This is a genomic window from Pseudomonas silensiensis, assembly GCF_050434865.1.
Lineage (GTDB): Bacteria > Pseudomonadota > Gammaproteobacteria > Pseudomonadales > Pseudomonadaceae > Aquipseudomonas > Aquipseudomonas fluorescens_W.
Window position 1 is genome coordinate 102,541 of sequence record NZ_JBNDJH010000025.1, and the last position, 18,792, is coordinate 121,332.

Genomic DNA, 18,792 nt, shown 5'->3' on the forward strand with positions numbered 1-18,792 from the left:
GATCACATCCGGAACACGCCGAAGCGGCTCTGTTCGACAGGCGCATTCAGCGATGCCGACAAGGCCAGGGCCAATACATCGCGGGTTTGCGCCGGGTCGATGACACCGTCGTCCCACAACCGGGCGCTGGAGTAGTAGGGATGACCCTGTTCTTCGTACTGGTCGAGGATCGGTTGCTTGATCTCGGCTTCCTGCTCGGCGCTGAAACCGTGACCACTGCGTTCGGCCTGCTCGCGTTTAACCTGCACTAAAACACCCGCGGCCTGCTCAGCGCCCATCACGCCGATGCGTGCGTTCGGCCACATCCACAGGAATCGTGGATCGTAAGCTCGACCGCACATGCCGTAGTTACCGGCACCAAAACTGCCGCCAATGATCACGGTGAATTTCGGCACCTTGGCGCACGCCACGGCGGTCACCAGTTTCGCGCCGTGCTTGGCGATGCCGCCGGCCTCGTACTTCTGGCCGACCATGAAACCGGTGATGTTTTGCAGGAACAGCAGCGGAATGCCGCGCTGGCAGGCCAGTTCGATAAAGTGCGCGCCTTTCTGCGCGGCTTCGGCGAACAGAATGCCGTTGTTGGCGAGGATCGCGATCGGGTAACCGTGCAGGTGGGCAAAGCCGCACACCAGGGTCGTCCCGAACAGCGCTTTGAATTCGTCGAACACCGAACCGTCGACCAGCCGCGCGATCACTTCGCGCACGTCGAACGGCTGCTTGGCGTCCGCCGACACCACGCCGTACAACTCGTCGCTGGCGTAGAGCGGGGCGATGGGCGTGCGCTGTTGCAGTTCACCGAGTTTGCGCCAGTTGAGGTTGGCAATGCTGCGTCGCGCAATGGCCAAGGCGTGTTCGTCGCTCTCGGCGTAGTGGTCGGCCACCCCGGAAATCTTGCAGTGCACATCGGCCCCGCCAAGGTCTTCGGCGCTGACCACTTCACCGGTCGCGGCTTTCACCAGTGGCGGGCCGGCGAGGAAAATCGTCGCTTGTTCACGCACCATGATTGCTTCGTCGGCCATGGCCGGCACGTACGCGCCACCGGCGGTGCAGGAACCCATGACCACCGCGATTTGCGGGATGCCCATGGCGCTCATGTTGGCCTGGTTGAAGAAGATCCGTCCGAAGTGCTCACGGTCCGGGAACACTTCATCCTGACGCGGCAGGTTGGCGCCGCCCGAGTCCACCAGGTAGATGCACGGCAAGCGATTCTGCTGGGCGATGGTTTGGGCGCGCAGGTGTTTTTTCACGGTCAGCGGGTAATACGAGCCACCTTTTACGGTGGCATCGTTGGCGACGATCATGCATTCGACGCCTTCCACACGGCCGATCCCGGCAATCACGCCAGCGGCTGGAACGTCTTCGCCATACACCTCGTAGGCCGCCAGTTGGCTGATCTCGAGAAACGGCGAGCCCGGATCGAGCAGGCGATTGATCCGTTCACGAGGCAGCAGTTTGCCCCGCGAGGTGTGGCGCTCTTGCGCCTTCGGGCCGCCACCTTGCTGCACTTTAGCGAGCAGGGTGTGCAGGGCGTCGACCTGTTTGAGCATCGCCGCGCTGTTGGCCGCGAACTCCGCCGAACGGGGGTTGAGCTGGGTATGCAGGATAGCCATGGACAGCTCCGTTTAGCGGGTTTCGTTGAACAGTTCGCGACCGATCAGCATGCGACGGATCTCACTGGTGCCGGCACCGATTTCGTACAGCTTGGCGTCACGCAGCAGACGACCGGCCGGGAATTCGTTGATGTAGCCATTGCCACCGAGAATCTGGATCGCGTCGAGGGCCATTTGTGTGGCGCGTTCGGCGCTGTAAAGGATCACCCCGGCGGCATCCTTGCGGGTGGTTTCGCCGCGTTCGCAGGCTTGCGCTACCGCATAGAGGTAGGCGCGGCTGGCGTTGAGTTGGGTGTACATGTCGGCGACCTTGCCCTGGATCAGCTGGAACTCGCCGATGCTTTGGCCGAACTGCTTGCGGTCGTGGATGTACGGCACGATCAGGTCCATGCAGGCCTGCATGATCCCGGTCGGGCCGCCGGACAGGACAACGCGCTCGTAATCGAGACCGCTCATCAGCACTTTCACGCCACCGTTGAGCACGCCGAGAATGTTTTCTTCCGGCACTTCGACGTCGTCGAAGAACAGCTCGCAGGTGTTGGAACCGCGCATGCCGAGCTTGTCGAATTTGTTGCTGCGGCTGAAGCCTTTGGAATCACGTTCTACGATGAACGCGGTGATGCCGTGGGGGCCTTTTTCCAGGTCGGTCTTGGCGTAGATCACGTAGGTGTTGGCGTCAGGGCCGTTGGTGATCCAGGTCTTGCTGCCGTTGAGGACATAGTGATCGCCGCGTTTGTCGGCACGCAGTTTCATCGATACCACGTCGGAACCGGCATTCGGTTCGCTCATGGCCAGGGCGCCGATGTGCTCGCCGCTGATCAGCTTCGGCAGGTATTTGGTTTTCTGTTCGTGATTGCCGTTGCGGTTGATCTGGTTGACGCAGAGGTTGGAGTGCGCGCCGTAGGACAGGGCAACCGAGGCCGAGCCACGGCTGATTTCTTCCATCGCCACTACGTGGGCCAGGTAACCCAGGCCAGCACCGCCGTACTCTTCCGGCACGGTAATGCCCAGCAGGCCCATGTCGCCAAATTTACGCCACAGGTCGGCGGGGAACAGGTTGTCGATGTCGATCTGAGCGGCGCGAGGTGCGATCTCTTTGGCGACGAAGGACTGAACCTGATCGCGCAGCATGTCGATGGTTTCACCGAGGGCAAAGTTCAGGGATGGGTAGCTCATGGGTCACCTTTTGGCTTTTTTGTAGGGTAGGGAGGGCCGTGATTTGGTTCTCACCTTTACGTTAACGTAAGTCTGGGACGAATGGCTGTCAATCACCCTTTACGTTAACGTCAACTTGAGCGAGAGTAGAGCCAGTTCATAGTAGGTGAGCCAACCCACAGGGGGGCCGCCGTAACACCCACTAATAAAGACAATAGGGGTCGTCATGGATCAACCCAGTGCAAGCCCGCAGCGCAGTTATACCCGTGGTTCCCAGGACAAAGCCTTGCTGGCGATGACCATCGGCGAGAAGTTCGATCAGACCGTCGCGAAGTATCCGACCGGGGAGGCGCTGGTCGTTCGTCATCAACAGTTGCGTTACACCTGGCAGCAACTGGCCGAAGCCGTAGACCTGCATGCCAAAGCGCTGTTGGCGCTGGGTTTGCAGGCCGGTGACCGTCTCGGCATTTGGGCGCCGAACTGCGCCCAGTGGTGTATCAGCCAGTTCGCCAGCGCGAAAATTGGCGTGATTCTGGTCAATATCAACCCGGCCTACCGCAGCTCCGAACTCGAATACGTGTTGAAGCAATCCGGTTGCCAATGGCTGGTCTGCGCCGGAGCCTTCAAAACCTCCGACTATCACGGAATGCTGCAAGGCCTCGTTCCCGAGCTGGCTGAGCACTCCATCGGAAAGTTGCAGAGCGAACGATTGCCGGAACTGCGCGGTGTCATCAGTCTTGATGCTCAGCCGCCCTCGGGTTTCCTGCCGTGGTCGCAATTGACCGATCTCGCGGGGAGCGTGTCGGCCGAGCAGTTGAGCGAACGTCAGCACAGCCTGCATTTCGACCAGGCGGTGAACATCCAGTACACCTCCGGCACCACTGGTTTCCCCAAGGGCGCGACCCTCAGTCACTACAACATTCTGAACAACGGTTACATGGTCGGCGAAAGCCTCGGCCTGACCGCGAGTGATCGTCTGGTCATCCCGGTGCCGCTGTATCACTGCTTCGGCATGGTCATGGGCAACCTCGGCTGCATGACCCATGGCAGCACCATGATTTACCCCAACGATGCGTTTGATCCGCTGCAGACCCTGACCACCGTCGCCGAAGAAAAGGCCACCGCGCTCTACGGCGTGCCAACCATGTTCATCGCCATGCTCGATCAGCCCAAACGCGCTGAATTCGATCTGTCGAGCCTGCGCACCGGGATCATGGCCGGGGCGACCTGCCCGATCGAAGTGATGCGTCGGGTCATCAGTGAAATGCACATGAGCGAAGTGCAGATTGCCTACGGCATGACGGAAACAAGTCCGGTGTCGTTGCAGACCGGTCCGTCAGACGAACTGGAGTTGCGCGTCACCACCGTCGGTCGCACTCAGCCGCAACTGGAAAGCAAGATCATCGACGAGGCGGGCAACCTGGTGCCGCGTGGCACTATCGGCGAACTGTGCACCCGCGGCTACAGCGTGATGCTCGGTTACTGGAACAACCCGCAAGGCACCGCCGAGGCCATCGATCAGGCCGGTTGGATGCACACCGGTGATCTGGCGAGCATGAACGACGAAGGCTACGTATGCATTGCCGGGCGTAACAAAGACATGATCATCCGCGGCGGCGAGAATATTTACCCGCGGGAGCTGGAAGAGTTCTTCTTTACCCATCCGGCAGTGGCGGATGTGCAAGTGATCGGGATTCCGTGCTCGCGGTATGGCGAAGAGATTGTCGCGTGGATCAAGTTCCATCCGGGCCACAGCGCCACCGAGCAGGAGCTGCAAGCGTGGTGCAAAGAGCGCATCGCGCACTTCAAGACACCGCGTTACTTTAAGTTCGTCGATGAATTTCCGATGACCGTGACCGGGAAGATCCAGAAGTTCCGGATGCGCGAGATCAGTATCGAGGAGTTGAAGGCCAATAACATTTGACGAAAATCCCATGTGGGAGCGAGATCGCTTCCACATGGGGTGGCGCTGCAAATTACAAACGCCAGAAAGCACAAAGGGGAGCCGAAGCTCCCCTTTAATTTTTTCGTTGCGCGTGCTCTTTTTTTATTATTGAGGGGCGGTCTGTTGTTGTTTTTGGAAACCGTGACCCTTTACCGCTGTTTTTGTCGATCCCCATCCGGGATCAAGAGCAAACGTATTTTTTTGAGCGCTGATCTACTTTTTCGCTAAGCGATCCAACCAGTTCGGGAGCTACCTGAAGGTAGTTTTATTGTTCTCTGCCCGGTTGCGGGTTACTCCGGAAAGCACCCTGAAAAGCACATCCTCTCCAAAAAAATCTGTTAGCTGCGTCTCTGCCGTGTTGTTTTTGTTATGTCAGAGTCGTTACGTCTTATTTTTATTAGGTTTGCCGCTTTTTTTGTTCTTGTTATGCAGTAGAGATAGCAGAAGCCGTGCCAACTTTTAAAAAGCCTTTAAAATCAGCGTCTTAAGTATTTGTCGGATTTTTCGCTCAGTCAAAACCCGACAATTTGTTTCCGTGTTACTCGCTTGCGCCCCACGTTTCAGACGCAGCGGTAACACCCGGACACATCCGCGCACTCATTGAGCGCTACGAGCCTTGGCCACGCGCGAACCGGTCGGTCGCCCCAGCACCGTGCAGATCTGCTGACCGGCCAGAATCAAGGCGTCCAGGTCGATACCGGTCTCGATACCCAAGCCATTGAGCAGGTAAACCACGTCTTCGGTCGCGACGTTACCGCTGGCGCCCTTGGCGTACGGGCAGCCGCCGAGGCCGGCGATGGAGCTGTCGAACACCGAGATGCCTTCCAGCAGACTGGCGTAGATGTTGGCCATGGCTTGGCCATAAGTGTCGTGGAAGTGCCCGGCCAGTTTTTCACGGGGCACATCGGCCGACACCACCTCGAACATCTTGCGGGTCGCGCCAGCGGTGCCGGTGCCGATGGTGTCGCCCAGGGATACTTCATAGCAGCCCATCGCGTAGAGCTCGCGAGCGACTCGAGCGACTTGTTCCGGCGCGACGTTACCTTCGTAAGGGCAGCCCAGCACGCAGGACACGTAACCGCGCACGCTGACACCGTGTTGCCTCGCGGCGTCCATGATCGGCACGAAACGCTCCAGGCTTTCGCTGATCGAGCAATTGATGTTGCGCTGGGAAAACGATTCCGACGCGGCGGCGAACACTGCGACTTCCTTGACCCCGGCCGCGATGGCGTCTTCAAACCCGCGCATATTCGGTGCAAGCGCACCATAGGTCACGCCCGGTTTGCGCTGGATCTGCGCGAAGACGTCGGCGGAACCGGCCATTTGCGGAACCCATTTGGGCGACACAAAACTGCCGACTTCTATATAGCCGAGGCCAGCGGCGGTCAGCGCGTCGACCAGTTGCACCTTGTCCGCAACGCTGATGGGTTGGGCTTCGTTTTGAAGACCGTCGCGCGGGCCGACTTCGACCAGGCGTACGTGAGTGGGTAGGGACATGGCAATGGACCTGTGCTGATTGTCTGAATGTTCAAATACCCCTGTAGGAGTGAGCCTGCTCGCGATGGCGGACTTGCATTCAACATTGATGCTGCCTGACAGTCCGCTATCGCGAGCAGGCTCACTCCTACAGGGGATTGTGTTGATTTACTGGGCGACCTTCTGGTTCTGGATGGTCTGTTCCAGCGCCTGGGTGCAACGCTCCTGCGCGGTGTCCAGCTCGAGTTTCATCTGCTCGATGTCGAGCATTTGCTGCTCGAGCTGTTCGCGACGTTCGGCGATTTTGGTCAGCATGGTTTGCAGCTGTTTCTGATTGCCGCCGGTGGGGTCGTAGAGTTCGATCAACTCGCGGCATTCGGCCAGGGAGAAACCAATGCGCTTGCCCCGCAAGATCAGCTTCAGGCTTACCTTGTCACGGGGCGAATAGATGCGTTCCTGGCCGCGTCGCTCGGGGCTGAGCAGGCCTTGCTCTTCATAAAAGCGAATGGCCCGGGTGGTGATGTCGAGCTCGCGGGCGAGGTCGGAAATGCTATAGGTCTGGCTGCTCATGGAAGCGCTCGAAAAAGGTCATGGCGCTAAGCTAATGTCAGGTTGACGTTTACGTCAAGCAGCAAGAATCTTCAGTGTTCTTGCGGGCCCATTCGCGAGCAAGCCCGCTCCCACATTTAACCCAGTTCTTTCAGAAAGAATGCGATCGAATGTGGGAGCGGGCTTGCTCGCGAAGAACGATGACGCGGTGCCAAGTCCTACACTTTGTCGAGTTTCTTCTCGTGTGCCGTCACCTGCTGGCACAACTCGATCATCTGCTCGCGCATCCAGCGGTTCGCCGGGTCCTGGTCGGTGCTTTCGTGCCAGTAGAGGTGGGTTTCCACCGGTGGCACATCGTTGACCGGCAGGTTCACCGAGTACAAATCATGGCGACGGGCAAAGCGTTCCGGCACGGTCATCACCATGTCGGTCTGCTGCAGCACTTGGGATGCCATCAAATAATGCTGGGATCGCAGGGCGATCTTGCGCTGGATGCCCATCTTGCCCAGGGCCAGGTCGACATGGCCCAGACCGCTGCGGCGGCTGGAGATGTGGATGTGGGTCAGCGACAGGTAATCATCGAGGGTGAATTTCTCTTTGCCCGCCAGCGGATGGCCTTTGCGCATGGCGCACACGTAACGGTCTTCCATCAACTTGACGTGGCGTACTTGCGGGTCGGTGTTGAGCGGCGCATCGACGGCGAAATCGAGACGCCCGGCCGCCAGTTCTTTGGTGGTTTCGCGGCGCTTGGACAGAAAGCTTTCGATGATCACCGTCGGCGCCAGGCGACGCAGGCGCTGGAACAGTGGCGGCAGGATCACCGCTTCGGTGAGGTCGGTCATGCTGATGCGATAGGTCTTGACCGCCTGCAACGGGTTGAAAATCCGGCTTTCCTGCACCGACACCCGCAGCAGCGAGAGGGCGTTGCGCACTGGCCCGATGATGTTTTGCGCCATTGGCGTCGGGACCATGCCCTGAGCGGTACGCACGAACAACGGGTCATTGAAGGTCTCGCGCAGACGGGCCAGCGCGTTCGAGACCGCCGGTTGAGTAATGCCGACAATCTGCCCGGCGCGGGTCAGGTTGGCTTCGGTGTAGATCGCGTCGAAGACGATGAAAAGGTTGAGGTCGACCTTGCTCAGATTCATTGCGCTGCACTCTTATTGTTGGGCTCTCGATCAGCCGATCATATATCGGTGATGAATGTTAATACACGCCGAGAATAGGCTAGGTAAATTTTCGTAGCTGTTCTAGCATCGATTGCATGACCTGAACAACTCATCAAAACCCTCCGTTAAAAGGTAGAGCTGCCCATGGATTTCGCTTATTCGCCCAAGGTGCAAGAACTGCGTGAGCGCGTGACCGCGTTCATGGATACCTACGTTTATCCCGCTGAAGCGGTGTTTGAGCGCCAGGTCGCCGAGGGCGATCGCTGGCAGCCGACCGCAATCATGGAGGAGCTCAAACTCAAGGCCAAGGCTGAAGGTTTGTGGAATTTGTTTCTGCCTGAGTCCGAACTCGGTGCCGGCCTGACCAACCTCGAATACGCGCCATTGGCCGAAATCATGGGCCGTTCGTTGCTGGGCCCCGAGCCGTTCAACTGCTCCGCGCCAGACACCGGCAACATGGAAGTGCTGGTGCGCTACGCCAATGAAGAACAGAAACAGCGCTGGCTCGAACCGCTGCTGCGCGGCGAGATCCGCTCGGCGTTCGCCATGACCGAACCGGACGTGGCCTCGTCCGACGCCACCAACATGGCCGCCCGCGCCGTGCGTGATGGCGACGAGTGGGTGATCAACGGCAAAAAATGGTGGACCTCAGGCGCTTGCGATCCACGCTGCAAGATCCTGATCTTCATGGGCCTGAGCGATCCTGACGCGCCGCGTCATGCGCAGCACTCGATGATTCTGGTGCCGGTGGATACCCCGGGCGTGAAGATCGTTCGTCCGCTGCCAGTGTTCGGTTACGACGACGCACCTCACGGCCACGCCGAAGTGCTGTTCGAAAACGTCCGCGTGCCGTACGAAAACGTCCTGTTGGGCGAAGGACGCGGCTTCGAAATCGCTCAGGGTCGCCTTGGCCCAGGTCGGATTCACCACTGCATGCGTTCGATCGGCATGGCCGAACGTGCATTGGAACTGATGTGCAAACGGGCGGTAACCCGTACTGCGTTCGGTAAACCATTGGCACGTCTGGGCGGCAATATCGACAAGATCGCCGACTCGCGGATGGAAATCGACATGGCGCGCCTGCTGACGTTGAAAGCGGCGTACATGATGGACACCGTCGGCAACAAGATTGCGAAGAGCGAAATCGCTCAGATCAAGGTTGTCGCACCGAACGTGGCCTTGCGGGTGATTGACCGGGCGATCCAGATCCATGGCGGGGCAGGGGTGTCCAACGATTTCCCGCTGGCCTACATGTATGCGATGCAACGCACCCTGCGCCTGGCCGACGGCCCGGACGAAGTGCACCGCGCAGCGATCGGCAAGTTCGAGATCGGCAAGTACGTGCCTAAAGAGATGATGCGCAGCAGCCACTGATGCCACTGATAATGTGGGAGCAAGCCCGCTCCCACAGGTTCGGTTCGTCAGTCGACCATTGGCAACCCGTAGAACGCTCGCGCACACGCCGTGCTGTGAGCGGCCAGATCTTCCTCGCTCTCCCCACGATGCAACGCCACTTCCCGCAACACTTCGGTCAGATACGCCGGTTCGTTGCGACCATTCTTCGGCTTGGGTCGCAGACTGCGCGGCAACAGATACGGCGCATCGCTCTCCAGCATTAACCGTCCCGGTTTGATCTCTTTCACCAGTGGATGCAGGTGCGTGCCCCGGCGCTCGTCGCAGATCCAGCCGGTGATGCCGATGTGCAAATCCAGATCGAGGTAACTGAACAACGCCTTCTTTTCGCCCGTGAAGCAATGCACCACGGCGGCCGGCAATTGATCACGGTAATCACGAAGGATTTCCAGCAAGCGCTGGCTGGCATCGCGCTCGTGGAGGAACACCGGCAATTGCAGCTCGACCGCCAACTCCAAGTGCTTTTCCAGGACTTTTTCCTGCTGCGGGCGCGGTGAGAAATCACGATTGAAATCCAGCCCGCATTCACCCACCGCCACGACGTTCGGCTCCTTGAGCAAACTGCGCAGACGCTGGGCGCTGTCGGCGTTCCAGTCGCTGGCGCTGTGGGGATGAAGGCCGGCGGTGGCGAACAGCCGTTGAGCCGTTTCGTCCAGTTGCCGGCACAGTTCCAGCGCCTGCTCGCTGCCCTCGACACTGGTGCCGGTGAGCACCAATTGGCAGACCCCGGCAGCGTAGGCGCGGTCGAGTACAGCCTGGTGTTTGTCGGCAAAACTGGGGTTGGTCAGGTTGACGCCGATATCGATGAGTTGCATGGTGCTACCTCGGACCAAAGGCCGGAAAGCATATCAGAGCTGTAGATTTATAAGAAAAGCCAAGAACTACAACGAGTTAAAGCTGTCTTTTGATGCCGCGAGACAGGTCAGGGTGGCTTAGGTGCCATCACTGTGCCAGTCTTCCGCACTTTGCCAGCGCTCAAGGCGCTCTGTTTCTGTCGTTCGATTTCATGAAAATTCTTGAGATCGGCCCAGTATTCTTTCTGGAGAGTGGATGACACGTCCCTCGGTTTTGCTACTGCTGTGTTGTTCGTTGCTGCTGCCGATGCCGGCGGTTGCACGTCTGGCCGGGCCGCTGCAAGCCGTGCCTTCGACCAAAGCGCGCGACCTGGCGGAAATCCGCAGCAGTCGTGTACTGCGGGTGTTGGTCAACCAGAGCCGCAACAGCTCCGGCGAAGTTCAGGGCCAGGCCATCGGTGTCGAATACCATCGCTTGCGTGCCTTCGAGCAGTACCTCAACGGTCACGCCCGTGACGGTCAGGAAATTACCCTGAAGATCATTCCCAAGGCCAAGGATCAACTGATCGGCGCTTTGCAGCGTGGCGAGGGTGATCTGGTCGCGCCGGGCGAACTGCTGGACCTGCAACCGGGTCACGCAGTCAGCACCAGTGAACCGATTGCCAGCAACATCCCGTTGATATTGGTCGGGATCAAAGGCGAGCGACGTTATACCCGTCTCGAACAACTCTCCGGCAAAACCCTGGCGTTGCCCACCGGCAGTGCGGCCGGGGACGCGGTCAGTCAGATCAATCAAAAGCTCGCGCTGCTGAAACTGCCGCCGGTGACCATCGAGTGGGTCGATCCCAGTCTGGCGGTCGAGGATGTGCTGGAAATGGTCCAGGGCGGAATCTTTCACCTGACGATCGTCGAACAACCCATTGCCGAGCGCTGGGGCAAGATTCTGCCAAAGTTGCGTTTCGATCGGCAGGTGCTCATCAGTGAACCGGGCGAAGAATTCTGGTTCGTGCGCCGCGACGCCTCAATGTTGCGCGCGAGCATTGATCGCTTCCTGACCGGTTACAAGCAACCATCGGATCAGGATGCCGCGTTCCTGCGGATCTATCGACGCCTGTACCAAGTGCACTATCCATTGGCGAAGGCTGATCGCCAGCGCCTCGAGAAACTTCGCCCGGTGCTGCAGAAACACGCTGAAGCCCAAGGCATGGACTGGTTGAATCTGGCGGCCCTGGCGTTCAAGGAATCGGCCCTGCAACCCAATGCCCGCAGTGGCAGCGGCCCTACCGGTTTGATGCAGATCACCCCGTCCGCCGCCCAGCGAGTGGGGGTCGACAACATTCAGAATCTCGACGCCAATGTGCAGGCCGGGGCGAAGTACCTGGCGATGATTCGCCGCAAGTTCTTTGCCAGCCCCAAACTCAACGAGCGCGAGCGCATGGCGTTCGTGCTGGCGGCCTACAACATAGGGCCGGAGCGGGTTCAGGGCATGCGTGCCGAGGCTCGTCGGCGCGGTTTGAATCCCAATCAGTGGTTTTTCCAGGTCGAACGCATCGCCATGGAGCAGGTGGGCATGGGCGCCGTCAGCTATGTTAATAGCGTGAACAAGTATTACCTGGCGTTCGATCGGGAGCGGGAGTCGTTGGAGCCCCAGGGGCAGAAAGTTGCCTCACGGAAATAATCGAATAAACTGATTGTTATGGCGGATTAATTGCGCTTTTAACATGAGCTTTACTGATTAATATAGCGGCCAACCAACACACACTGACAACGGATGACACAGCATGAGCACACTGATCAACAAGGTACTGTTTACCCGCGCTGGCTACGGCCTGACTGTCTTGCGGATTTTCGTCGGCATCATCTTCGCTGCCCACGGCTCGCAGAAACTTTTCGGGGCGTTCGGTGGTTACGGCCTGGCGGGCACCGCGCAGTACATGGAAAGCATCGGCCTGGCACCGGGCTATCTGATGGCGACGCTGGCGGGCGGTACCGAGTTCTTCGCCGGTCTGGCCTTGATCATTGGCCTGCTGGTTCGCCCGGCAGCGCTGGGCCTGGCCTTCCTCTCGCTGGTGGCAATCTTCTCGGTGCACCTGCCTAACGGGTTGTTCATGGCCAACAACGGTTATGAATTCGCCCTGGCCCTGCTCGGTGGCAGCATCGCGGTGCTGATCGAAGGCGCCGGCAAGCTCTCGGCTGACCGCGCTATCGCCGGCTGACCGCTCTGGCTCAATAAAAAGGCCCGCATTGCGCGGGCCTTTTTTGTTCTCGTCATTCTTGACACTGTCCGGTCAGCTTCTCTAGGATGCTGTCCATGCGCCGATTTAAACAGCTACTTGCGGGGCGCCAGGTGACTCATTCAGTTGCCGATAGAAGCTTGAAACAGGCTTCGAAATACCGCTAAAGCGCTGGTTCGGTGTTGCCTCTCACCTGCCATGCAGACTTTTGAGGCAGAGACACGACACAATGAATGCACTAAGCCCTGTTATACGCCCCGCGCCGATCACGGCACATCTCACCCAGCGCAATCCAAAAATCCTGCTTGGCGGCAAACATCAGCCGACACTTTTGCGTTATCTCGATGGCTGGCCACGTCGCACCGGCGGGCCTGCGGCCTTCCTGATCCAGTTTGTCGAAGAGGGTGAGTCGCTGGCTCGATTTGCCAGCGACAGTTTCGATCTGGCGGTGATTCAATCGCCCAGCCTCGAGGACGCCCCCGAAGTGATCAAGCAATTGACTCGCGTTGCCCGACAGGGGCTGATCACCCGCCGTTGAGGCTTGGAGCGCTGCGGCTCAGAGATACTCGATCGCCACGATATACACACACTGCTCACCGGTTGGTGTCTGGACCCGAACCTCGGCGTCCAGCGCTTTGCCGATCAGGGCCCGCGCCAACGGCGAATCGATGCTGATCAGGCCCAGCTTCAGATCCAGTTCATCCGGCCCGACGATGCGATAGCGTGACTCTTTGCCGTCTTCGTCTTCGATCGTGACCCAAGCGCCAAAATAGACCTTGTTCGGATCGCTCGGTTTTTCGCTGACCACTTTGAGCGCTTCCAGGCGCTTGGTGAGAAAGCGCACGCGACTGTCGATCTCGCGCAGCATCTTTTTGCCATAGGTGTATTCGGCGTTTTCCGAGCGATCGCCCTGAGCCGCGGCCTCGCTGACTGACTGTGTCACCTGCGGCCGCCGAACATGCCAGAGCTCATGAAACTCGGCCCGCATCCGCGCTTCACCTTCGGGGGTGATCAGCGCGGTGCCAGCGGTGCGGGGAGGACGATAACGGCTCATGGCAACTTCTTGTGGTGGAGAGAGGTTGAGTCTATCAACCCTCGCGCAAGACTGTCAGTGGGCTGGCGTTCAGCGCGCGACGTGTGCCGAACACGCCGGCCCCCCCGATCAACACTGCGCCGATCAGCGGCAATACCAGCAACCACGGATGCGGGTGCCACGGCAGGTCGAAGGCGTAGCGGTAGAGCACCAGACTCACCAGTTCCGAACCCAGCGCTGCCAGCAATCCGCTGACCGCCCCAAGCAAACCGAACTCGATCCGCCGGGCCTTGACCAGCAATTGCCGCTCGGCCCCCAGCGCTCGCAACAAGGCGCCTTGGCGAATGCGTTCATCGAGCGTCGCTTGCAAGCCTGAAAACAACACCGCCATCCCCGCCGCCAACACGAACAACAGCACGTATTCCACCGCCAGGGTGACTTGGGCGAGGATGCTGCGCAGCTGTTCGAGCAAGGCTTCGACCTGCAAGATGGTCACCGCCGGGAACGCCCGGGACAGATCCACGATTTGCTGATCATGACCGGCCGCCAGATAAAAACTGGTCAGGTAGGTCGCCGGCAGATCCTTCAGTGTGCCGGGCTGGAAGATCATGAAGAAGTTAGGCTGGAAGTTGTCCCAGTTGATCTCCCGCAGGCTGGTGACTTTCGCTTCGCGATTGACGCCGCCCACGGTAAACACCATGTGATCGCCGAGCTTGAGCTTCAGGCTTTCGGCGACTTTACCTTCCACCGATACGCCGGGAATCTCGTCCGGCGCCTGTTCGGCCCACCAATTGCCCGCCGTGAGTTTGTTGCCAGCCGGCAAATCCGCCGCCCAGGTCAGGCTCAGGTCGCGCTGGATCGCTCGATCACCGGCCGAATCCTTGCTGACGATTTCCTGCACCGGCTCGCCGTTGACGCTAATCAGCCGTCCCGGTACCACCGGGTACAGCGGCGCCGATTGCGCCGACAGTTTGATCAGGTGATCGATGAACGCCTGCTTGTCCGCCGGCAGAATGTTAAGCGCGAAATAGTTGGGCGCGTTTTTCGGCAGCTGGTTCTGCCAGGTGTCCAGCAACTCGCCGCGTAGCAATGCGATCAGCGCCATGGACAGCAGAATCAAACCGAAGGCCAGGGATTGCCCCGCAGCCGCTAGCGGATGACGCAGCAATTGGCCCAGCCCGAGGCGCCATGGCAAAGAGGCGCGCGCCAGCATTCGACGCAGGCTCTTCAGAAGCAGCAACAACAAACCGCCAAGCACCAATGCCGCGATCACACCGCCACCGAGCAGGGCGAAGGTCAATACCAGGTCCAGGCTCAGGCGCCACATGATCAGCCCGAGGGCGCCCAATGCCGCGCCGTAGACCATCCAGGTGCTGGAAGGAATCGGCAGCATGTCCCGGCGCAATACCCGCAATGGCGGTACCCGACCCAGTGCCGCCAGTGGCGGCAAGGCAAAACCGGCCAGTGCCACCAATCCGGTGCCGATCCCGGCGATGGCAGGAAACAGACCGCCCGGTGGAACGTCGGTCGGTAATAAATCATGCAGCAGCGCGAACAGTCCCAGCTGCGCGAACCAGCCGATCAGCGCGCCGCTGATACTGGCGAGCAGCCCGAGCACCGTCAGCTGCAAACTGAACAGCACCATGGTTTCCCGCCGGGACAATCCCAGACAACGCAGCAATGCACTGGCATCGAATCGGCGGGTGGCGAAGCGCGTCGCCGACAGCGCCACTGCCACACCCGACAGCAGAACCGCCACCAGACTGGCCATGTTCAAGTAACGCTCGGCTTTGCCCAAGGCGCCGCCGATCTGTCGATTGCCATCGCGGGCATCCTGCAAACGCTGGTTGGCGGCCAGGCCGGGTTTGATCAATTGACGATAGGTTTCCAGCGCCTCGGCTTTACCGCGCCAGAGTTCGCGGTAACTGACCCGGCTGCCAGGTTGCACCACGCCGGTCGCGGCGAGGTCGCTGAGGTTGATCAGCACCCGTGGCGTCAGGCTGTAGAAATTGCCGGCGCGGTCCGGTTCGTAGGTCAGTACTCGCGCCAGTTTGAGGGTTCGCATGCCGACGTCGATGCTGTCGCCGATCTTCAGGTCCAGCGCGGTCAGCAGTCGCGCTTCGACCCAGGCTTCACCGGGTTTTGGTCCGCCACCGGGTTCTTCCGGGGCGAAGGGTGCTGGGGCACTTTTCAGTTCACCGCGCAGTGGGTAGACGTTATCGGCAGCCTTGATGCTGGACAACTGAATGCCGTTGTCAGTGGCGATGACGCTGGAGAATTCCACCACTTGAGCGTGTTCGAGGCCCAGCTCCGTGCCGCTTTTGATCTGTTCGGGCCGTGCCGGTGAACTGCCTTCGAGTAACAGGTCGGCGCCGAGAAACTCGGTGGCGCGCAGCATCATGGCACCGTTCAGGCGGGCGCCGAAGTAACCGATGGCGGTACTCGCCGCCACGGCCACCAGCAAGGCAAAGAACAACACGCGCAACTCACCGGCGCGGGCGTCGCGCATGAGTTGACGGAAGGCAAGACTGAACAGGCGCAACAGCGGCAGGCGTGCCATCAAGGCTCCAGAGGGGCGACCAGCAGGCCGGCTTCAAGGCGGATCAGGCGTCGGCAGCGATGTGCCAGGCGTTCGTCGTGGGTGACCAGCACCAGGGTTGTGCCGCGTTCCTGGTTGAGTTCGAACAGCAAGTCACTGATGCGCTCGCCAGTGTGGCTGTCGAGGTTGCCGGTGGGTTCGTCAGCGAACAGCACATCGGGTTCGGCGGCAAACGCACGGGCAATCGCCACGCGCTGCTGTTCGCCACCCGAAAGCTGGCGTGGCGAATGGGTCAGCCGCTGGCCCAGGCCGACCCGTTGCAGCAACTCAGTGGCGCGTTCGCGGGCGTCTTTGCGGCCATCGAGTTCCAGCGGCAGCATGACGTTTTCCAGGGCGTTGAGACTGTCGAGCAACTGAAAGGACTGAAACACAAAACCGACGTGCTCGGCGCGGATTCGGGCGCGCTGGTCTTCATCGAGATTGCTCAGGGCTTGCCCGGCGAGGGTGACGTCGCCGCTGCTCGGCAGGTCGAGGCCGGCGAGCAAGCCGAGGAGGGTGGACTTGCCGGAACCGGAGGCGCCAACGATGGCCAGGCTGTCGCCCTTGTTCAGTTCCAGGCTGAGTTCGTGCAGGATAGTCAGTTCACCTTCCGCGCTGGGAACCACTTTGCTGAGGTTCTTCGCGGTGAGAATGCTTGCGCCCATGGAGAGTCCGATGCGTGTGTGGTTTTTGAGTACTGGCCTGGCCTTGATGTGCATGGCCCAGAACGCAGCGGCGGGTACAGTCCTGATCGTTGGCGATAGTATCAGCGCGGGTTTCGGGCTGGATACCCGGTTGGGGTGGGTCTCGCTGCTCGAGCAACGGCTCAAGCGCGAAGGTTTCGACGATAAGGTGGTCAATGCGTCCATCAGCGGCGACACCAGCGCCGGAGGCCAGGCGCGCCTGCCTGCGCTGCTTGCAGAGCATAAGCCTGAGCTGGTAATCCTCGAGTTGGGCGGTAACGACGGGCTGCGTGGATTGCTGCCAACGCAATTGCAACAAAACCTTGCAGCAATGATCGACAGCTCCCGCGCGAGTGGCGCCAAGGTGCTGCTGCTCGGCATGCAATTGCCACCCAACTACGGCGTTCGTTATACCGAGGCCTTCGCGAAGGTCTACAGCACGCTGGCCGAGGAGAAAAAGATCCCGCTGGTGCCGTTTTTTCTCGACGGTGTGGGCGGCCACCCGGACTTGATGCAAGCCGACGGCTTGCACCCGGCTGCCGGGGCTCAGGACAAGTTGCTGGAAAATGTCTGGCCTACACTGAAACCGCTGCTTTGACGCTTTTCTAGCGGCGGTGTTTCGGCTAAGGTGGCGCCCCCGATTTGGAGCCCCCGATGCCGCGTCCTGCCTGGTCACTTTTTGCCTACCAACTGATCGAGCCTGACGAACAGCTGGATTTGTTCGCCTGCCAGGAAGTGCGGGTACATCTGGTGACCCGTCAACTGGAGTTGGGCGGCTCGGCGGACCGGACCTTGTGCGGCAGCCTGTTGCCAGCACAACCGCGCTGGTCGAGCGTCGATCGCCGTGTGTTCCAGGACCAGCGCCTGTGTTCTCTATGCCGGGCCATTCTAGAATCGCAAAAACGCGGCACATCACCGATCTGGCCGGAACTGCGTTTCGAGCTTTAAAGCCCGATAGATTGCTTGCTATCGGTCAACTCCCCGATTTTCCAGATGTCGGTGTACAATTCCATTTTTATACCCTTGTCGATCATGCGAAGGATTTTCCGGATGTTGCCGCGCTTTCCTGCCGTCACCCGCTACCTGTCTCTCGCCGCCCTCTGTGTGGCGGGTCCCGTAGCAGCATTGGAGCTGCCCCTGCCACCGCCCGGTGAAGACATCGTCGGTCAGGTCCAGGTGATCAAGGCCAAGTACGAAGATACCTTCGCCGACCTTGGTACCACCTACGATCTGGGCTATTCGGAAATGGTCGCGGCCAACCCTGGCGTCGATCCATGGCTACCGGGCGCAGGCACCGAAATTGTGCTGCCGACGCGTTTCATCCTGCCGCCGGGCCCGCGTGAAGGCATCGTCATCAACCTGGCCGAGTACCGCCTCTATTACTTCCCGAAAGGCCGGAACGTGGTGTACACCTTCCCGCTGGGTATCGGCCGTGAAGGCTGGGGCTCGCCGATTGCCCATACCAGCATCACCGCCAAGACGCCGAACCCGACCTGGACTCCTCCAGCGTCGATCAAGGCCGAGCACGCCGCCGATGGCGATCCACTGCCGAACGTGGTGCCGGCCGGCCCGGACAACCCGCTGGGGCCGTTCAAGTTCACGCTGGGCACGCCGGGCTACCTGATCCACGGTTCGAACAAGAAGTTCGGCATCGGCATGCGCACCAGCCACGGTTGCTTCCGCATGTTCAACAACAACGTGCTGGAAATGGCGAGCATGGTGCCGGTAGGCACGTCGGTGCGTATTATCAGCGACCCGTACAAGTTCGGTGTCAGTGGCGGCAAGGTGTATCTGGAAGCGCACACGCCGCTGGACGACAAGGGCAACCCTTCGGTGGTCGACAAACACACCGCAGTGATCAACGCGATGCTCAAGCGTGAGGACATCACCAACAACCTGCGCATGAACTGGGATGTGGTCCGCGACGTGGTTGCGGCCGAAGATGGTCTGCCGGTGGAAATCGGAGTGCCGAATTCCTCGGCGGCGATGGTGACGACTGCGCCGATCGACCCGTTGCAGTAATGCGTGAAAGGAACCCGCCGATGCTGACCGCATCGGCGGGTTTAATGAGATGGTCAGCCTGACCGAGAAGCCCTGCAGGTTTACGCTTGCAGGGCTTTTCTCGTTTTCGGCGGAGGATCTCTCATGAACAC

The 18,792-nt window shown here is 60.0% G+C and carries 17 protein-coding genes; 8 read left to right on the top strand and 9 right to left on the bottom strand.

Features of this window, described 5'->3' with window-relative positions; translation table 11 throughout:
* Window positions 1–2 precede the first annotated feature (2 nt).
* Both QF010_RS27790 and QF010_RS27795 read right to left on the bottom strand, forming a co-directional pair.
* Window positions 3–1,610, bottom strand: coding sequence for a carboxyl transferase domain-containing protein (locus QF010_RS27790; protein ID WP_429534334.1), 1,608 nt, complete (start codon window positions 1,608–1,610; stop codon window positions 3–5).
* A gap of 12 nt (window positions 1,611–1,622) precedes the next feature.
* A complete protein-coding gene (locus QF010_RS27795; protein ID WP_033057219.1) occupies window positions 1,623–2,786 on the bottom strand; it encodes an isovaleryl-CoA dehydrogenase in 1,164 nt (387 codons plus the stop codon).
* Between the two features lie 205 nt (window positions 2,787–2,991).
* On the opposite strand from QF010_RS27795, the gene QF010_RS27800 reads away from it, so the two are divergent.
* Window positions 2,992–4,689, top strand: coding sequence for an AMP-binding protein (locus tag QF010_RS27800; protein ID WP_429534335.1), 1,698 nt, complete (start codon window positions 2,992–2,994; stop codon window positions 4,687–4,689).
* A gap of 618 nt (window positions 4,690–5,307) precedes the next feature.
* Here the strand turns inward: QF010_RS27800 and QF010_RS27805 are convergent.
* From QF010_RS27805 to QF010_RS27815, 3 genes are all read right to left on the bottom strand, one after another.
* The gene (locus tag QF010_RS27805; protein ID WP_429534336.1) at window positions 5,308–6,207 is read right to left on the bottom strand and encodes a hydroxymethylglutaryl-CoA lyase; all 900 of its coding nucleotides are present in this window, start codon (window positions 6,205–6,207) and stop codon (window positions 5,308–5,310) included.
* Between the two features lie 147 nt (window positions 6,208–6,354).
* Window positions 6,355–6,756, bottom strand: a complete 402-nt coding sequence (locus QF010_RS27810; RefSeq protein WP_033057215.1) for a MerR family transcriptional regulator — start codon at window positions 6,754–6,756, stop codon at window positions 6,355–6,357.
* 197 nt (window positions 6,757–6,953) lie between these two features.
* A complete protein-coding gene (locus tag QF010_RS27815; RefSeq protein WP_008148497.1) occupies window positions 6,954–7,883 on the bottom strand; it encodes a LysR family transcriptional regulator in 930 nt (309 codons plus the stop codon).
* Window positions 7,884–8,048: 165 nt separating this feature from the next.
* Here QF010_RS27815 and QF010_RS27820 point away from each other — a divergent pair, with 165 nt between their 5' ends.
* The gene (locus QF010_RS27820) at window positions 8,049–9,278 is read left to right on the top strand and encodes an acyl-CoA dehydrogenase (protein WP_046056409.1); all 1,230 of its coding nucleotides are present in this window, start codon (window positions 8,049–8,051) and stop codon (window positions 9,276–9,278) included.
* A gap of 47 nt (window positions 9,279–9,325) precedes the next feature.
* On the opposite strand, the gene QF010_RS27825 is transcribed toward QF010_RS27820, so the two are convergent.
* Window positions 9,326–10,132 carry a TatD family hydrolase gene (locus tag QF010_RS27825; protein ID WP_429534337.1) on the bottom strand — a complete coding sequence of 269 codons (807 nt, stop codon included), beginning with the start codon at window positions 10,130–10,132 and terminating at the stop codon, window positions 9,326–9,328.
* Between the two features lie 235 nt (window positions 10,133–10,367).
* Here QF010_RS27825 and QF010_RS27830 point away from each other — a divergent pair, with 235 nt between their 5' ends.
* The 3 genes from QF010_RS27830 (at window position 10,368) to QF010_RS27840 (ending at window position 12,883) form a co-directional block, all read left to right on the top strand.
* Window positions 10,368–11,789, top strand: a complete 1,422-nt coding sequence (locus QF010_RS27830) for an MltF family protein (protein ID WP_429510595.1) — start codon at window positions 10,368–10,370, stop codon at window positions 11,787–11,789.
* A gap of 103 nt (window positions 11,790–11,892) precedes the next feature.
* Entirely contained in the window at window positions 11,893–12,327 is a 435-nt protein-coding gene (locus QF010_RS27835) for a DoxX family protein (protein WP_033057209.1), read from the top strand.
* A 247-nt stretch (window positions 12,328–12,574) separates the two neighbouring features.
* On the top strand, window positions 12,575–12,883 hold the full coding sequence (locus QF010_RS27840) for a hypothetical protein (RefSeq protein WP_046056997.1): 309 nt from the start codon (window positions 12,575–12,577) through the stop codon (window positions 12,881–12,883).
* 18 nt (window positions 12,884–12,901) lie between these two features.
* Here QF010_RS27840 and greB read toward each other — a convergent pair whose 3' ends face one another.
* The 3 genes from greB to QF010_RS27855 are packed head-to-tail and all read right to left on the bottom strand — an operon-like array spanning window position 12,902 to window position 16,621.
* Window positions 12,902–13,399: a transcription elongation factor GreB gene (gene greB, locus QF010_RS27845; RefSeq protein ID WP_033057207.1), complete on the bottom strand. Its 498-nt coding sequence runs from the start codon at window positions 13,397–13,399 to the stop codon at window positions 12,902–12,904.
* 34 nt (window positions 13,400–13,433) lie between these two features.
* Complete coding sequence (locus QF010_RS27850; protein ID WP_429534338.1) at window positions 13,434–15,938, bottom strand: ABC transporter permease; 2,505 nt, start codon at window positions 15,936–15,938, stop codon at window positions 13,434–13,436.
* A complete protein-coding gene (locus QF010_RS27855; protein ID WP_033057202.1) occupies window positions 15,938–16,621 on the bottom strand; it encodes an ABC transporter ATP-binding protein in 684 nt (227 codons plus the stop codon). Before QF010_RS27855 ends, QF010_RS27850 begins: the two co-directional genes overlap by 1 nt.
* Before the next feature lie 10 nt (window positions 16,622–16,631).
* Between QF010_RS27855 and QF010_RS27860 the strand changes: the two genes are divergently transcribed.
* The 3 genes from QF010_RS27860 (at window position 16,632) to QF010_RS27870 (ending at window position 18,661) form a co-directional block, all read left to right on the top strand.
* Window positions 16,632–17,237 (top strand): arylesterase, encoded by a 606-nt coding sequence (locus tag QF010_RS27860; protein WP_033057201.1) that lies wholly within the window; start codon window positions 16,632–16,634, stop codon window positions 17,235–17,237.
* A 56-nt stretch (window positions 17,238–17,293) separates the two neighbouring features.
* Window positions 17,294–17,587, top strand: coding sequence for a hypothetical protein (locus QF010_RS27865; protein WP_003226812.1), 294 nt, complete (start codon window positions 17,294–17,296; stop codon window positions 17,585–17,587).
* 102 nt (window positions 17,588–17,689) lie between these two features.
* On the top strand, window positions 17,690–18,661 hold the full coding sequence (locus QF010_RS27870) for a L,D-transpeptidase family protein (RefSeq protein WP_033057192.1): 972 nt from the start codon (window positions 17,690–17,692) through the stop codon (window positions 18,659–18,661).
* Window positions 18,662–18,792: the final 131 nt, after the last annotated feature.

What these genes read in the sequence shown, in the direction of transcription:
- QF010_RS27830 (WP_429510595.1), top strand. Translation starts at nt 10,368, where the DNA reads ATGACACGTCCCTCGGTTTTGCTACTGCTGTGTTGTTCGTTGCTGCTG.
- QF010_RS27795 (WP_033057219.1), bottom strand. Translation starts at nt 2,786, where the DNA reads ATGAGCTACCCATCCCTGAACTTTGCCCTCGGTGAAACCATCGACATG.
- QF010_RS27800 (WP_429534335.1), top strand. Translation starts at nt 2,992, where the DNA reads ATGGATCAACCCAGTGCAAGCCCGCAGCGCAGTTATACCCGTGGTTCC.
- QF010_RS27855 (WP_033057202.1), bottom strand. Translation starts at nt 16,621, where the DNA reads ATGGGCGCAAGCATTCTCACCGCGAAGAACCTCAGCAAAGTGGTTCCC.
- QF010_RS27865 (WP_003226812.1), top strand. Translation starts at nt 17,294, where the DNA reads ATGCCGCGTCCTGCCTGGTCACTTTTTGCCTACCAACTGATCGAGCCT.
- QF010_RS27815 (WP_008148497.1), bottom strand. Translation starts at nt 7,883, where the DNA reads ATGAATCTGAGCAAGGTCGACCTCAACCTTTTCATCGTCTTCGACGCG.
- QF010_RS27870 (WP_033057192.1), top strand. Translation starts at nt 17,690, where the DNA reads ATGTTGCCGCGCTTTCCTGCCGTCACCCGCTACCTGTCTCTCGCCGCC.
- QF010_RS27860 (WP_033057201.1), top strand. Translation starts at nt 16,632, where the DNA reads ATGCGTGTGTGGTTTTTGAGTACTGGCCTGGCCTTGATGTGCATGGCC.
- QF010_RS27840 (WP_046056997.1), top strand. Translation starts at nt 12,575, where the DNA reads ATGAATGCACTAAGCCCTGTTATACGCCCCGCGCCGATCACGGCACAT.
- QF010_RS27805 (WP_429534336.1), bottom strand. Translation starts at nt 6,207, where the DNA reads ATGTCCCTACCCACTCACGTACGCCTGGTCGAAGTCGGCCCGCGCGAC.
- QF010_RS27810 (WP_033057215.1), bottom strand. Translation starts at nt 6,756, where the DNA reads ATGAGCAGCCAGACCTATAGCATTTCCGACCTCGCCCGCGAGCTCGAC.
- greB (WP_033057207.1), bottom strand. Translation starts at nt 13,399, where the DNA reads ATGAGCCGTTATCGTCCTCCCCGCACCGCTGGCACCGCGCTGATCACC.
- QF010_RS27825 (WP_429534337.1), bottom strand. Translation starts at nt 10,132, where the DNA reads ATGCAACTCATCGATATCGGCGTCAACCTGACCAACCCCAGTTTTGCC.
- QF010_RS27835 (WP_033057209.1), top strand. Translation starts at nt 11,893, where the DNA reads ATGAGCACACTGATCAACAAGGTACTGTTTACCCGCGCTGGCTACGGC.
- QF010_RS27790 (WP_429534334.1), bottom strand. Translation starts at nt 1,610, where the DNA reads ATGGCTATCCTGCATACCCAGCTCAACCCCCGTTCGGCGGAGTTCGCG.
- QF010_RS27820 (WP_046056409.1), top strand. Translation starts at nt 8,049, where the DNA reads ATGGATTTCGCTTATTCGCCCAAGGTGCAAGAACTGCGTGAGCGCGTG.
- QF010_RS27850 (WP_429534338.1), bottom strand. Translation starts at nt 15,938, where the DNA reads ATGGCACGCCTGCCGCTGTTGCGCCTGTTCAGTCTTGCCTTCCGTCAA.